This is a genomic window from Agreia bicolorata (assembly GCF_000938265.1).
Classification (GTDB): domain Bacteria; phylum Actinomycetota; class Actinomycetes; order Actinomycetales; family Microbacteriaceae; genus Agreia; species Agreia bicolorata.
The window spans coordinates 131,130-145,921 of sequence record NZ_JYFC01000002.1 but is presented as its reverse complement, the minus strand read 5'-3'; the positions used below and the strand labels follow the sequence as shown (position 1 = coordinate 145,921).

The window sequence follows — 14,792 nt, the reverse complement described above, 5'->3', positions numbered from 1 at the left end:
ACGATCACTTTATCTAATGTGATTGTGATCTCATACTGAACCCATGACCGACATTGCCTCTAACCCGGAAGCGACAATCGAGGCCCCCAACGCCGCGACCCGCCCACCCGCCCACGTCACCGCCGACCTCCCCACCCCCGAGGCGGTCACCGCCCTCGTGCGCCGCTGGCTCACCGAGGCCGCGGTCATTCCCGCCGACGCATCGGCACAGCGCCTGGCCGGCGTTCTCAAAGACCCCAAGGGTCTCGACTTCACCGTCGGCTTCGTCGACGGCGTCGTGCGCCCCGAAGACCTCGGTGTGGCCGCGCGCAATCTGCGCGCGCTCGCCCCCGACGTGCCGGCATTCCTGCCCTGGTATCTGAAGAGCGCCGTGCGTCTCGGCGGCCTGGCAGCTCCCATCGCGCCGGCCATCGCCATCCCGATCGCCCGCAAGGTGCTGCGCGGCATGGTCGGCCACCTCATCATCGACGCCACCGATGCGCGCCTCGGCTCGGCCATCGCGAAGCTGCGCAGCCACGGCGAGGGAACGAAGCTCAACGTCAATCTCCTCGGCGAGGCAGTACTCGGCGAGGCCGAGGCCGCCCGACGCCTCGAAGGCACCCACCGCCTGCTCGCCCGCGACGACGTCGACTACGTGTCGATCAAGGTCTCCTCCACCGTCGCCCCGCACTCCGCCTGGGCATTCGACGAAGCCGTCGCCCACATCGTCGAACGCCTCACCCCGTTGTTCGAACGCGCGGCAAAGGCGACGCCGGCCAAGTTCATCAACCTCGACATGGAGGAGTACAAAGACTTAGACCTCACCATGGCGGTCTTTATGCGCATCCTCGACGACCCGCGCTTTCACGAGCTCGAGGCCGGAATCGTGCTGCAGGCCTACCTGCCCGACGCCCTGTCGGCAATGATCCGCCTGCAGGACTGGGCATCCGCTCGCCGTGCCGCCGGCGGGGCCGGCGTGAAGGTGCGCATCGTCAAGGGCGCGAACCTGCCCATGGAGGAGGTCGAGGCGAGCCTGCACGGCTGGCCGCTTGCCACCTGGTCGTCGAAGCAGCAGAGCGACACCAACTACAAGCGCGTCGTCAACTACTCCCTGCACCCCGACCGCATCGACAACGTGCGCATCGGAGTCGCCGGACACAACCTCTTCGACATCGCCTTCGCTTGGCTGCTCGCTCAGAAGCGCGGCGTGACCGACGGCCTCGAATTCGAGATGCTGCTGGGCATGGCGCAGGGGCAGGCCGAGGCCGTGCGCCGCGAGGTCGGATCGCTGCTGCTGTACACACCGGTCGTGCACCCGCAGGAGTTCGACGTGGCGATCGCGTACTTGATCCGCCGCCTGGAGGAGGGCGCCAGCCAGCAGAACTTCATGTCGGCCGTGTTCGAACTCAGCGAGAACGAGGCACTGTTCACCCGTGAGCGCGAGCGCTTCGAGGCATCGCTGGCCGAGCTCGACGACGCCGTGCCGGCGCCGAACCGCACGCAGAACCGCCAGGTTCCCGATGCCGCCACCTCGCACACGGGCTTCGACAACACCCCCGACACCGACCCCGCGCTGCCGCAGAACCGCGCGTGGGGCCTCGAAATCCTGCGCCGCGTTCCGTCGTCGCTGCTGGGCGATGACACGATCGCCGCGTCGATCGTGCACGACGAGAACGAACTGGATGCCGTCATCCAGACTGCTGCCACGGCCGGCACCGCATGGGGTCGGCTCTCCGGCGCCGAGCGCGCCGAGGTGCTGCATCGCGCGGGCGACGAACTCGCCCTGTCGCGCGCCGACCTGATGGAGGTCATGGCCAGCGAGACCGGAAAAACCCTCGACCAGTCAGACCCCGAGGTCTCCGAAGCGATCGACTTCGCCCACTTCTACGCTGAGCGCGCCCGCGAGCTCGACAGCGTCGATGGCGCCACCTTCGTGCCGGCCACGCTGACCGTCGTCGCTCCGCCGTGGAACTTCCCCGTGGCGATCCCCGCCGGCTCCACCCTCGCCGCCCTCGCGGCGGGCTCCGCCGTGGTCATCAAGCCCGCCCGTCAGGCCCGCCGCTCCGGCGCCGTGATGGTCGAGGCGCTATGGAAGGCGGGAGTCCCCCGCGAGGCGCTGCGCCTCGTGCAGCTCGCCGACCAGTCCCTCGGCCGCTCGCTCATCGCGCACGACGCCGTCGACCGCGTGATCCTCACCGGCGGATACGAGACGGCCGAGCTGTTCCGCTCGTTCCGCCCCGACCTGCCCCTGCTCGCCGAGACCAGCGGCAAGAACGCCATCATCGTGACGCCGTCGGCCGACCTCGACCTCGCCGTCAAAGACGTGGTCGCCTCGGCGTTCGGCCACGCGGGGCAGAAGTGCTCCGCCGCATCCCTCGTGATCCTCGTCGGCTCGGTCGCGACCTCGCGCCGATTCCGCACCCAACTGGTGGATGCGGTGTCGTCGCTCACGGTCGGCTACCCGGCCGACCCGAGCACGCAGATGGGACCGATCATCGAGAAGGCGAAGGGCAAGCTGCTCTCTGGCCTCACCACCCTGGGCGAGGGCGAGAAGTGGCTCGTCGAGCCGAAGCGCCTCGACGACAGCGGCGCGCTGTGGAGCCCCGGCGTTCGCGCAGGAGTGCGCCGCGGATCCGAGTACCACCTCACCGAGTACTTCGGCCCGATCCTCGGCATCATGACGGCAGCGACGCTCGAGGAGGCGATCGAGATCCAGAACGAGATCGACTACGGCCTCACCGCGGGGCTGCACTCGCTGAACTCGGCCGAGCTGGGCGTGTGGCTGTCGCGCATCCAGGCCGGCAATCTCTATGTGAACCGCGGAACGACCGGTGCGATCGTGCGCCGGCAGCCGTTCGGCGGCTGGAAGAAGTCGGTCGTCGGCCCCGGCTCGAAGGCCGGCGGGCCGAACTACCTGCTCGGCCTCGGATCGTGGCAGACGGCCGTGAGCCATGCCGATGCACCCGTGTCCAATGCCTCGGTTCGTCGACTCATCGACGCTGCCGCGACCGAGCTGAGCGCCGACGACTTCGGCAGCCTTCGTCGGGCCGCCGCCAGTGACGCCGCCGCGTGGGCGTCGGAGTTCGGCACCGCCCGCGACGTCTCCGGACTCAGCGCAGAGCGCAACGTGTTCCGCTACGTTCCGCGCCCCGTGACCGTAAGATTCGGCAGCGACGCGACCGACGCATCCGTCGTTCGCGTGCTGGCCGCCGCGTTCGTCTCGGGCGCGCCGATCGAGGTGTCGGCCGCGGTCGCGCTCCCCGCGCAGCTGCGCGCCGCCGTCGCCGAGTGTGGCCTCTCCATGCGCATCGAGAGTGACGAGGCGTGGTTGGCCCGGGCGAACACGATGGCGGATGCGACGATCCGGCTGGTCGGTGCCTCTGCCGGCGAGCTTGCGATCGCCACGGGCGGACGCCCCGATCTCGCCGTGTACGCCGGCGAGGTCACGGAGTCGGGCCGCGTCGAGCTGCTGCCGTTCCTGCACGAGCAGGCGGTGTCGATCACGGCGCACCGCTTCGGCACACCGAACCACCTGAGCGACAGTCTGATCTAGCACCCCGTTGGGTACGCTGAGTCCGTGGACGCGCTGGGCACCATCCTCCTGATCGCCCTTATCTGCGCTGCGGCACTTCCGCTGTTAGCACTCGTCGTCTACATCGTTGCCAGCGCACTCGGACTCGGTTTCGCAGACCGGATCCTCGACGCGACCGTGGCCCTTCTGACAGCGCAATGGAGCATCGGCGGAGTGCTCAACATGGTCGCCGGAGCGGCCATCATCGCGGTCGGCATCTGGTGTGCGGTGAAACTGGAGCCTGCGCTCGTGAAGGTGCTATGCCTGGTTCTGGTGCCCTTCGGGATCTGGCGTCTCGTGCGAGGAGCGCGCATCCTCCGAGCTGCACACGGAACACCCGCTTCCTGAGCTTGCCGAAGGGAGCCGGTCGGAGGGAGCCCCTTCGACAAGCTCAGGGAACGGTGACTACGCCCCCGCGAAGAACGCTCCCACCGCGGCCGACAGCGCCACCGGGTCGTTCACGTGGCACAGCTCGCGCGCCGAGTGCATCGACAGCAGAGGAACACCCACGTCGACCGTGCGTATTCCGAGCCTCGTCGCCGTCAGCGGTCCGATCGTCGATCCGCACGGAACCGCGTTGTTCGAGACGAACTCCTGGTAGCTCACACCGGCCCGCTCGCAGGCGCGCGCCCACAGGGCCGCACCGAACGCATCCGTCGCGTAGCGCTGATTCGCGTTGATCTTCAGCAACGGACCGCCGCCCGCGATCGGCGTGTTCACGGGATCGTGCCGCTCGGGGTAATTCGGGTGAATCGCGTGGCCCGCGTCGGCAGACAGACACCAGGATGCGGCGTACGCGCGCAGACGGTCGCTCGATGTGGCGCCGAGACCGGCCCCGATACGGCTGAGCACGTCGTCGAGCAGCGGGCCGGATGCGCCGGAGCGCGACTCGCTGCCGAGCTCCTCGTGATCGAAAGCGGCAAGCACACTGATGTGCTCCTGCTCCGCCTGCGTCTCATCGGCAGCCGCGATCAGCGCCACGAGTCCCGCGTACACCGACGACAGGTTGTCCATGCGCCCGGCGGCGAAGAGTTCACCGTCTTTGCCGAAGCGAGCAGGCCCCTGGGTGTCGGCGGTCAGCAGGTCGTAGCCGGCGACATCCCACGCAGGCACACCGGCGAGGTGCGCGAGGTGGGCCAGCAGATCGCCCGCGTGGCCTACGCCGAAGACGGGGGTCAGGTGCCGCTGCTTGTCGAGCGTGAGGCCGGAGTTGACCTCGCGGTCGAGGTGGATCGCCAGCTGCGGAATGCGCAGATACGGCCCCGTGCGCACGAGATGCTCGACGCCATCGCGGGTGACGAGCCGACCGGCGAGTTCGAGTTCTCGGTCTAGCCACGAGTTGAGCAGCGGGCCGCCGTAGACCTCGACGCCGGCCTGCAGCCATCCGCGGTTCGCGATCGTGGGCTTCGGCTTGAGCTTGAAGGCGGGCGAGTCGGTGTGCGATCCGAGAACGCGGAACGGCGTCGTGGCCGTGGCTTCAGCAGGCCGCAGCCACGCGATGATCGCGCCGTCGCGCACCACATAGTGCCGGGCGGATGCGGCGGGCTCGGCGCTGGCCGCCCCGCCGTCGGCGCCGGCCGCGGGCCAGTCGCTCGCCTCGTCGAGCCGCGAGAACCCTGCCTCGTCGAGCCGTCGGGCGGCCTCGGCTACCGCGTGATACGAGCTGGGCGATGCCTCGATGAAACGGGCGAAGTCGTCGATATACGCGTCGGTCGTGCTGGAGTCCATGACTCAATCCAACCACCCGAGCAAGGGTGTGCAGTCACGAACTCTTCATGTCGCTATGCGACGAGCGCACCGCCACATCTGCACGCGATGTCTCTACTCGTCGGGGAACACCCTCTTGTACGTGCGCCCGTCGGGCAGTGTCACCGTCTCGGCGCGCAGCAGGCCGCGACTGACACGCAGATATACGGCCTGGGCACTCACGCCGAGTTTCACCGCGGCCTCCGAGACCGACATGCCCGGCAGGTCGGTGGGCACGCTGCTCGGGCGTGCCGAGCGCTTGCGGCCTGCCTCGTGCCGTTCGAGGATCTCGGCGTCGGTACCGTGCCAGCGCCACTTCGCGGCCGCCGCACCGAGACCTGCGGCACCCGAGATGTCCTCCCACGTTATTCCGGATGCGCGGGCCTCGCGCACGGCGTGCAGAGTGGCGGCGTCTTTCTCTAGTTCACTCGCGAGCATGCGCACAGCACGGATGCGGTCGAGGGCTGGAGGCGGCGATTGGGGCGATGCGGCAGCGGCAGCGTCGAGCTCGGCCACACGGGCGAGCCAGAGGCGACTTTCATCAGACAGGAAGGGCACGCGGTCATGTTAACCCTCGCTCCCTGAGTTCGAGCCGACGGTCAGAGACTTTCGGCTCGCCTGTCGAGACGCTTGAGCGCCTTCGGAGAATCATCGAGCGCAGCCGCCCCTCTGTTCTGCGCACGAACCGTCATGGCACCGTAGACGAAGGTGTCCTCGCCGGCGGCATGGGCGCGGTTGGAATTCAGCAGCAGATGCTCAACGAACAGCGCACTGTCGCGGTGATCGCCGAGCGCATCCTGCACCCGTTCGGCCTCGCGGGAGATGTGCCGGTACTTCTTGCCGAGCACGGCTGTGCCTCCCTTCGACACCGCGTCAGCGGCGAACCGAAGTCGGCGCGCCGCCTTGCGGGCGCTGTGCAGCGCCCGGTCACCACGCGCGTCGACATCGCCGCCCGATCCGGATGCCCCGGCGAAAGCGGCCGCGCCTGCTCGCTTTCGCAGGCGCGCCAGTTCGCTCGCGATCACCTTGGCGGCGACGACCTTGATCGAGGTGCGCTTCTCGCCCAGCGCCGACAGGGGCGGATTCGCCACGAAGTCGTCGAGATCATCGAACAGCCGATAGTAGGCCGCGCTCGAGAGCATGCGCAGTGCCGCGGCATGCGCCTGACGGTAGTCCTCGAGCGATCCTTCGACCAGACGGCGGTGCGAGGCGTCGCTCGTGCGGTGCCCCAGCTCTGAGAGCTCGTCGTCGGCGAGCTGCGCGCGGACTTCGGCGTCGCGAGCCGTGCCGAGCACTCCCCCCAGGGTGCGCAACTGATCGCGCAGCGATGCCACCCGCTCGTCGTCGAACAGCCGACGGTACGCCGCGAGCACACTGCGCAGCCGGCGAACGACGGAGCGCATCTGGTGCACGGAATCGGGCTGATCGGCCCTGGCCTGAGGATCGAGCTGCTCGAGCTGATCGACCAGTTCGCGCAGCGCTTCGACGATCACGTCGGCGGCGGGACTCTTCGACGTCAACTCGGAGGTGGGCGCTGGGCGCGCACTGGGACTCAAACTGACACTTGTGCGCTGAGCCTCGATAGCATCAGACTCCACGGCATCCTTCAACGCGTCGCTCAGCGAGTCGTGACCGAGCGCACGTGCGATCTTGGCGGGCGACGACGACACGGTGGCGGCCTCGGCGAGCACGGCGACCTCGATGGCGTCGAGCAGGGCCGTCCGCTCTTCTTCGCTGTCGGGCGCGCCCGGCAGAAGCTCCACCTCCCACTCGCGCCAGGCCCGCACGGCCCCGCCCCGAACATCCGACGCCGTGACCTGATCGTCGGCGAATTCGGCCACAGCCTCGCCGCCCGCGCCGATGAGATGCGTCGCCGTGCGCCGGGTCGAGATGCGGGCAAGCGGGGTCAGGATGCGATCGCGCACGATCGCGCGCACAGGCTCGAGAACCGAATCGGGCACCGAGTCTGACGACGCATCGGCCGCGTCGACGTCGAGCGGCCAGTGCAGCTCCGTGCGACCTTCTCCCGCCGGGCGCTTGATATGCCACCCCTCGTCGCCCCCGCCCTCTCGGCGGCGCACGATGTGGCGCTTGCGAAGAAGATCGAGCGTCTCGGTGTCGTAGTACACCGCCTCGAGCTGCACGGCGTCATCGACAGACACGCTCTCGATGCCGTCGACGCTCGTGAATGTGGGAACGAGTGAGTTCTCATCGACGTCGTATTTGCGCTCGATCTCGACCTGGCTGGTGTGCTTCATGGGTCCTCCATCGTGGCTGACTGTCGCCGGCACGGACAGTTGCGACCGGCACACCGGGCGCAGAAGTCCGCACCGGTAACCATTGTCGCCGACCGAGGTCAGCGCTGCACGCGCAACCTGTTCTCGGGGTCGAGCTTCCCCAGAATCTTGCCCATAATGCGATGCAGGTCTGCCACGTCCTGCTCATCCAACGGGTCGATCACGTAGTCGCGCACCGTGCCGACGTGACCTGGTGCGGTCGCGCCGACCTTCTCCCAGCCCGAATCCGTGAGCTGGGCGTTCGTCGCCCGACGATCTCCAGGGCACGGCGTGCGCTCGATGAAACCACGCTTCTCGAGACGCGAGACGACGTGCGAGAGGCGAGGCAGGCTAGCGTTCGTAACCGCGGCGAGCTCGGTCATGCGGAGCGTTCTGTTCGGAGCCTCCGAGAGCATGGCGAGGGTGAAGTAGTCGAAATGGGTGAGATCGGCATCGTGTTGCAGCTGGGTGTCGAGCACCCCCGGAAGTCGCTCGACCACGGAGATGAACCGCACCCAGGCACGCTGCTGATCATCGCTCAGCCAGACATCCTCACTCATGCCGACCATTCTATCGGAATAGTTGACGCTACAACTAAGTAGACGCACATTACTTGTAGCAACAACTACATTGTCACATCGCAGGCGAAGGCAGCTCGAAGCGCGGTCACGATCCGAACACGCCCCGGTGCGGCAGAATTGTCCCGTGACCGTCGACGCGCGTACCTACCTCTGGGCCGGCTCCTACACCTCCGACTCCGGTGGCTCCGGCGTGGGCATAGAGCTGCTCGACGCCGCCGTGGGGCGCCCCCTCGAATCGCTCGGCACCGCTGCCGAGGCTGCCTCGCCGTCATTCCTCGCGACACACCCGACGGCGCCCGTCCTCTACGCCGTATTCGAGGCCGCCGGTGTTCTGCAGGCCTACAAGGTGGGCGACGCGGAGACCGACGGGCTCGGCCCGACCCTCGAGCCTCTCGGTGACGCCTGGTCGACGGGCGATGCCGGATGCCACGTGGCCGTCGACCCGCGCGGACGCTACGCGATCGTCACCTGCTGGGGCGACGGCCAAGTCATCCTCTTCGGCCTCGACAGCCGGGGCGGCATCGTCTCGCGAACGATCGCCCCCGCCGCGCGCGACCCGCACGCCCACCGCAACCCCGCGTATCCGGCGCTCGGAACCGCGCGACCCTCGCGCGCCCACGCGAGCCTCACCCTGCCCGACGGACGCATCCTCACCACCGACCTGGGACTCGACGTCGTGCGCATCTGGACCCACGACCCCCTTCGAGGACTCGTGCGGGCGGGCTTCGTGACGCTGCCGTTCGAGTCCGGGCCGAGGCACCTCGCGCTGCACCAGGACGGACGAGTGCTGGTCGTGACCGAATACTCGGTCGAGGTGTTCACGCTCGCGCCGAACGACGACGCAGGATTCGACGTCGTGCACCAGACCCCGGCGATCAAGGGCGGCGCGGCCGAGGGCGACACGGCGGCTCACATCGAGTTGTCGGCCGATTCGACCCGCGCTTATGTGGGTGTGAGGGGCTCGAACCGCATCGCCGTGCTGAGCATCGACAACGAGGGCGCGCACCCACTCGAGGCATCGCCGTCGGGCGGCGACTGGCCGAGGCACCACCTGGTTCACGACGGGCTGCTGCGCGTGGCCCACGAGCGCTCGAACGAGGTCACGACATTCGCACTGGATGCCGCGACCGGCCTGATCGGCGAGCCCGTCGATTCACTCGGGGTCGGCTCCCCCACCTGCCTGGTGCTCGCCCGCTAGCGCCTGCCTGCCGAGTTCCGCTTCGATCGGGCCGCCAGGATCGCGAAGGCCGCAGCGACAGCAAGCGCGACCACAAAGACGGAGCCGAACGCCACATCGCCCTCGAACACGGCGACATCGCCGGCTGGGGAAGCAAACGTGCAGAGAGGTCCGGTCGGAACCACAGAGAACACCGTCAACCACGCATGGACCGCTTCGATGGCACCACGCCCGACGACAACCACCGGCGGAACCCCGCAGTCGATCCATCCTGCCTTCGCGAACGAGATCGCGTACGCGGCGGTGCCGAGTCCGGCGGGCACGGCGACGCCCGCCGCGCACAGCGAGATCGCCACAGTCCAGGCGAAGAATCGCGGGTGCGACGAAGCGGGGCTCACAAGCAGCGCGACGGCGAGCACAACGAGAATCAGCGCCAGCACGACAAGGTGCGAGGCGAGCGGCTCGTCGGGATACGTGACGTTGCCACCCGAAGAGCAGCTCAACCCGAGAGGGGTGAGACCGAATCCAACCGTCACCGGAGTCGAGCCGGTCGATTCGTACTGCACGGTCCAGGGAGTCCATCGCTCGGATCCACAGACGTCGATGGCGCCTCCCGTCGCATAACCGATCCACCGCACAAGCAGCGCACCGACGGCCGCCGCGGCGCCGACGATCGACACGACGGCGACGATCCTGGGAATCACTGCCTTCATCCGACTGACCCTAGCGGCCGGCGGGCGAGCGCACTCAGACGGCCGCGGTCTCTCACTCGGGGCGGTGAAAGTGTAGGGGCGCAGGCCCAGATCCATACCCTCGCAGTAACCTCGAACCATGCGCTACACACGCCTCGGCAACACCGGAATGAAGATCAGCGAGGTCGTGCTCGGATGCATGAGCTTCGGCACGCCCGATCGCGGCAACCACGCCTGGACCCTCGACGAGGAGACGAGCCGCCCACTCATCCGCCGGGCCATCGAACAGGGCATCACGACCTTCGATACGGCGGATGTCTACTCCGACGGCTCGAGCGAGGAGATCGTGGGCCGCGCCCTGGCCGACTTTGCCCAGCGCGACGACGTGGTGATCGCCACCAAGGTGCACGGTCGCATGGGCGACTCGCCCAACCGCGGGGGCCTGTCGCGGGTGCACATCATGTCGGCCATCGACGACAGCCTGCGGCGCCTCGGCGTCGACCACGTCGACCTCTACCAGATCCACCGCTGGGACGCCGAGACCCCGATCGAAGAGACGATGACCGCCCTGCACGACCTCGTTCGGTCAGGCAAGGTGCGCTACATCGGCGCCTCGTCGATGTGGGCGTGGCAGTTCGCCAAGGCGCAGCGAGTCGCCGAGGTGAACAGTCTCACGCCCTTCGTCTCGATGCAGGACCAGTACAACCTGCTGCAGCGCGAGGAGGAGCGCGAGATGCACCCGCTCTGCATCGATGAGAAGGTGGGCGTGCTGCCCTGGTCGCCGCTGGCGCGCGGCCGGCTCACCCGAGACTGGGATGCCGAGACCGAGCGCACGGGCAAAGACCTCTTCGGGGCCACCCTCTACTCGTCTGACGATTCGTCGAATCGTGCGATCGTGGATGCCGTGGCCGGCATCGCGGGCGAGCGCGGCGTCGCGCGCGCCCAGGTCGCCCTCGCCTGGGTTCGCCAGCAGTCGGCCGTTACCGCGCCCATCGTGGGCGCAACGAAGCAGAAGCACATCGACGATGCCATCGCGTCGCTCGACATAGAACTGAGCGAGTCCGAGCTCGAGCACCTCACCTCGCCGTACACGCCGCGAAACCCGGAGGGCTTCTGATCTCTTCGAAGCAGTCGATAATCGACTCTTGACGGCTTACTTGTTTTTTGCAAGTATCAACTCATTGCTACCCCACGCGTATCTCAAGGAGCTCCACAATGAAGTCGATGTTCGTCAACCTGCCTGTCACCGATCTCGAGCGCGCCAAGACGTTCTACACGTCGCTCGGGTTCAGCATCAATCCCAAGTTCACCGATCACAACGCCGCGTGCGTCGTCGTCGAAGACGGCCACAACTACTTCATGATCCTGGTGCGCGAGTTCTTCCAGACATTCACGAAGCTGCCGATCGGCGACAACGCGGTCAACCCGTCAGTGTCGACCGCCATCTTCCTTGACAGCCGCGACGCGGTCGATGAAGCCGTGACGAACGGTCTCGCGGCCGGCGGCACCGAGCCGCAGCCGGCATCCGATTACGGCTTCATGTATCAGCGCCAGATCACCGACCCCGACGGCAACCTCATCGAGTTCGGTTGGATGGACCCGGTCGCTGCGGAGCAGGGCCCGGAGGCCGCCGCGAACCCGCAGGCCGAGCAGGCCTGAGGTCAATGGCCGCACGAGATTACGGGCAGTACTCAGGCATCTCGCGCGCCGTCGAACTCATCGGCGAGCGCTGGGCGCTGCTCATCGTGCGTGACCTGCTCGTCGCACCGCGCCGCTACGGCGAACTCGCCGCGGGGCTTCCGCGCATTCCGAGCAACATTCTCGCGGCCAGGCTCAAAGAGCTGCAGGCGGCCGGCGTGATTCGCCGGGCGCCCCGCTCGCGCGTGATCGTGTACGAACTCACGCCCTATGGTCGGGAGCTCGAACCGGTGGTGCTCGCACTCGGCGCGTGGGGTTTCAAGGCCATGGGCGAGGCGCGTGACGAGCAAGTGATCACGCCCGCGTCGATGATCATGGATCTGCGGTCGGCCTTCCAGCCGGCGGTGGCGCTGGAGTTGCCGGCCACAGCGTATGCAGCGCGCTTGGGTGACGCAGAACTGTTCATCAGGGTGAACGGCTCAGCCCTCGACGTCTCGGGCGGCGAGGGGCCCGTCGATATCGCGTTCGCGACAGGCCCGGCCATCCATCGACTCATTTCGGGCGAGCTTGCCCCGCGGCGTGCCATCGAGACCGGCCAGGTCGAGGTGCTCCGCGGTCGTGGAGAACTGCTCGGTCGCTTCGCGAGCACGTTCCACCTCGCTGCCTGACCCACACGCACTGAAGTGCGGAGAGTGGCCGCTTCCTTTTCGATCGAAGCGGCCCTTCTCCGCACTTCAGTGCATTCAGTGACGCCTACTCGGCATCGAGGTCGGTCTCGAGCAGCGTGGCCAGTTCCTCGAGCGCGGCCTCGGCGCCGTCACCCTCGGCTGCGAGGGTCACGATGTCGCCGTTCGCGGCGCCCAGGCTCATGATCGACAGGATGCTCGCGGCGTCGAGCGGCGTGCTGCCGCCCTTCGAGATGGTCACCTTCACGGGCTGGCGCTTGACCGCCTCGATGAAGACGGAGGCGGGGCGGGCGTGAAGTCCGACGCGGCTGGCGATGGTTGCGTTGCGTTCTGGCATGCGATGTCTCGTTTCTGTGTTGATTAGAAAATGTGTTGATTCGAAAAGGGGTCAGCGGGCCGCTACAGGGGAGCCCACACGAGCGGTCGAAGACTGTGCGGCGTCGCCGACAGCGGAGCCCTCGACAGGTCGGCGACGCACCCAGCGCTTGAGAGCGACGACGAGCAGGCCGGAGACGATTGTTCCGGCGAGGATCGCCACGATGAACATGGTGAGGTTGCCGATGGCGAAGAACACGAAGATGCCTCCGTGAGGCGCCTGCGAGGTCACGCCGGTGCCCATCACGATCGCCCCGGTGAGGGCGCTGCCCACGATTCCGGCGGGGATCACGCGCAGCGGGTCGACGGCCGCGAACGGAATCGCGCCCTCCGAGATGAACGCGGCGCCGAGCAGCCACGCGGCCTTGCCATTCTCGCGCTCGGCGAGGCTGAACAGCTTCTTGTCGAGCACGGTGGCGAAGGCAAGCGCCAGCGGCGGAACCATTCCCGCGGCCATAACGGCCGCCATGATCTGCCAGGGCGCCTGGTTCGTGATCGAGCCCGCCGAGAGCCCGGCGACGGCGAAGGCGTACGCAACCTTGTTGATGGGCCCACCGAGGTCGGCGGCCATCATGATTCCGAGGAGGAGTCCCAAGATAATGGCGCTGGCACCCGTGAGAGACGACAGCCAATCGCTGAGGCCGGTCATCAGGAGCGCGATCGGGCCGCCCAGCACGATGACCATGAGGCCGGATGCGAAGATCGAGCCGACGAGCGGAATGATGACCACGGGCATCAGACCGCGCAGCCAGCGAGGAACCTGCAGTCGGCCGAGCGCCCAGGCGATGAATCCGGCGAGCAGACCTCCGACGAGACCGCCCAGGAATCCGGCGTTCATCAGAAGAGCGACAGCGCCGGCGGTGAAGCCCACCGCGATACCGGGTCTGTCGGCGATCGCGTAGGCGATGTAGCCAGCGAGCGCGGGAACTAGGAAGCCCATCGACGCGGCTCCGATGGCGAACGCCACCGCGCCCAGATACGTGCCCAGCCCACCATCCGGCAGGTTGAAGAGGCTGTTCTGAAGGATGATGTCCTTCGCGTGGTCGCTGATCTGGTAGCCGCCGAGCAGGAAGCCGAGGGCGATCAGCAGACCGCCACCCGCCACGAACGGGATCATGTAGCTGACGCCGGTGAGCAGCCAGCGCTTGATCTTCTGGCCCACGTGCTCGTCGGTCGCGGTGCCGGTGGATGCCGCGGCGCCGTCTCCCGAGACGCGTCGCGCCTGCGGGTCGTTGGCCGCGGCGAGGGCCTCGGCGATCATCTTGTCGGGCTCGTCAATGCCGCGCTTGACCGGCGACTGGACGACGGGCTTGCCCGCGAACCGCCCCTTGTCTCGCACGTCGACGTCGACCGCGAACACCACGGCTACCGCGCTGGCGATCACGGCCGGGTCGAGCGGCGTCACGCTCGATGATCCCTGCGTCTCGACATGCAGTTCCGCTCCGGCACGCTTGGCCGCGGCCACGAGCGAGTCGGCGGCCATATAGGTGTGCGCGATGCCGGTCGGGCAGGCGGTGACGGCCACGAGGATGGGCCGGGCCGCAGCATCCGGAACGGGAGCATCTGTGGCCGCAGCAACAGGCGCGGCAGGTGCGGCCGCCGGGGCCGGCTCGTCGGCAAGCGCACCATCGACAAGCTCGACGATCGCCTCGGCGCTCGGCGCCTCGCGAAGGGCGGTCACAAACTCGGGCTTGATGAGCGAACGCGCAAGCTTCGACAGCAACACGAGGTGCGCCTGGTCTGCGCCATCCGGGGCGGCGATGAAGAAGATGATGTCGGCGGGGCCGTCGGATGCGCCGAAGTCGACCGCGGGCGCCGGTCGCGCCATGGCCAGGGTCGGCTCGAGCACCGCGGTCGAACGGCAGTGCGGAATTGCGATTCCACCCGGGATTCCGGTGTCGGTCTTGCTTTCGCGCGCCCAGGCGTCCGCGAACAGCGCCTCGGTGTCGCTGGCGCGACCGGATGCCGTGACCAACTCGGCGAGGCGCCTGATGACGGCGGCGCGGTCGGTGCCGAGATCCTCGTCGAGGATCACCAGCCCGGGGGTGATGAGTGAAGACATCCTTGTTCT

Annotated in this window: 13 protein-coding genes; 6 read left to right on the top strand and 7 right to left on the bottom strand. The window is 67.9% G+C overall.

Annotated features, from left to right (window positions below; translation table 11 throughout):
* Window positions 1-43 precede the first annotated feature (43 nt).
* Entirely contained in the window at window positions 44-3,532 is a 3,489-nt protein-coding gene (locus tag TZ00_RS04230) for a bifunctional proline dehydrogenase/L-glutamate gamma-semialdehyde dehydrogenase (protein ID WP_044439583.1), read from the top strand.
* 24 nt (window positions 3,533-3,556) lie between these two features.
* Complete coding sequence (locus TZ00_RS04225) at window positions 3,557-3,898, top strand: hypothetical protein (protein WP_044439581.1); 342 nt, start codon at window positions 3,557-3,559, stop codon at window positions 3,896-3,898.
* Between the two features lie 57 nt (window positions 3,899-3,955).
* Here the strand turns inward: TZ00_RS04225 and TZ00_RS04220 are convergent, their stop codons facing one another.
* The 4 genes from TZ00_RS04220 to TZ00_RS04205 all read right to left on the bottom strand — a co-directional run bounded on the left by TZ00_RS04220 (window position 3,956) and on the right by TZ00_RS04205 (window position 8,132).
* Complete coding sequence (locus TZ00_RS04220) at window positions 3,956-5,278, bottom strand: M18 family aminopeptidase (protein ID WP_044439580.1); 1,323 nt, start codon at window positions 5,276-5,278, stop codon at window positions 3,956-3,958.
* Between the two features lie 93 nt (window positions 5,279-5,371).
* Window positions 5,372-5,854 carry a hypothetical protein gene (locus tag TZ00_RS04215; protein WP_044439579.1) on the bottom strand — a complete coding sequence of 161 codons (483 nt, stop codon included), beginning with the start codon at window positions 5,852-5,854 and terminating at the stop codon, window positions 5,372-5,374.
* A 41-nt stretch (window positions 5,855-5,895) separates the two neighbouring features.
* Complete coding sequence (locus TZ00_RS04210; RefSeq protein ID WP_044439577.1) at window positions 5,896-7,554, bottom strand: CYTH and CHAD domain-containing protein; 1,659 nt, start codon at window positions 7,552-7,554, stop codon at window positions 5,896-5,898.
* 98 nt (window positions 7,555-7,652) lie between these two features.
* Entirely contained in the window at window positions 7,653-8,132 is a 480-nt protein-coding gene (locus TZ00_RS04205) for a MarR family winged helix-turn-helix transcriptional regulator (RefSeq protein WP_044440257.1), read from the bottom strand.
* A gap of 145 nt (window positions 8,133-8,277) precedes the next feature.
* On the opposite strand from TZ00_RS04205, the gene TZ00_RS04200 reads away from it, so the two are divergent.
* Entirely contained in the window at window positions 8,278-9,351 is a 1,074-nt protein-coding gene (locus TZ00_RS04200) for a lactonase family protein (protein ID WP_044439576.1), read from the top strand.
* Here the strand turns inward: TZ00_RS04200 and TZ00_RS18665 are convergent.
* A complete protein-coding gene (locus TZ00_RS18665) occupies window positions 9,348-10,043 on the bottom strand; it encodes a hypothetical protein (protein WP_052521266.1) in 696 nt (231 codons plus the stop codon). The genes TZ00_RS04200 and TZ00_RS18665 overlap by 4 nt on opposite strands.
* Before the next feature lie 118 nt (window positions 10,044-10,161).
* Here TZ00_RS18665 and TZ00_RS04190 point away from each other — a divergent pair, with 118 nt between their 5' ends.
* The 3 genes from TZ00_RS04190 (at window position 10,162) to TZ00_RS04180 (ending at window position 12,328) form a co-directional block, all read left to right on the top strand.
* Complete coding sequence (locus TZ00_RS04190) at window positions 10,162-11,139, top strand: aldo/keto reductase (RefSeq protein WP_044439573.1); 978 nt, start codon at window positions 10,162-10,164, stop codon at window positions 11,137-11,139.
* A gap of 98 nt (window positions 11,140-11,237) precedes the next feature.
* Window positions 11,238-11,681, top strand: coding sequence for a VOC family protein (locus tag TZ00_RS04185; RefSeq protein WP_044439572.1), 444 nt, complete (start codon window positions 11,238-11,240; stop codon window positions 11,679-11,681).
* 5 nt (window positions 11,682-11,686) lie between these two features.
* On the top strand, window positions 11,687-12,328 hold the full coding sequence (locus TZ00_RS04180; RefSeq protein ID WP_044439570.1) for a winged helix-turn-helix transcriptional regulator: 642 nt from the start codon (window positions 11,687-11,689) through the stop codon (window positions 12,326-12,328).
* An 85-nt stretch (window positions 12,329-12,413) separates the two neighbouring features.
* Here TZ00_RS04180 and TZ00_RS04175 read toward each other — a convergent pair whose 3' ends face one another.
* Complete coding sequence (locus tag TZ00_RS04175) at window positions 12,414-12,683, bottom strand: HPr family phosphocarrier protein (RefSeq protein WP_044439568.1); 270 nt, start codon at window positions 12,681-12,683, stop codon at window positions 12,414-12,416.
* A 51-nt stretch (window positions 12,684-12,734) separates the two neighbouring features.
* A complete protein-coding gene (locus tag TZ00_RS04170) occupies window positions 12,735-14,783 on the bottom strand; it encodes a PTS fructose transporter subunit IIABC (protein WP_044439566.1) in 2,049 nt (682 codons plus the stop codon).
* Window positions 14,784-14,792 lie beyond the last annotated feature (9 nt).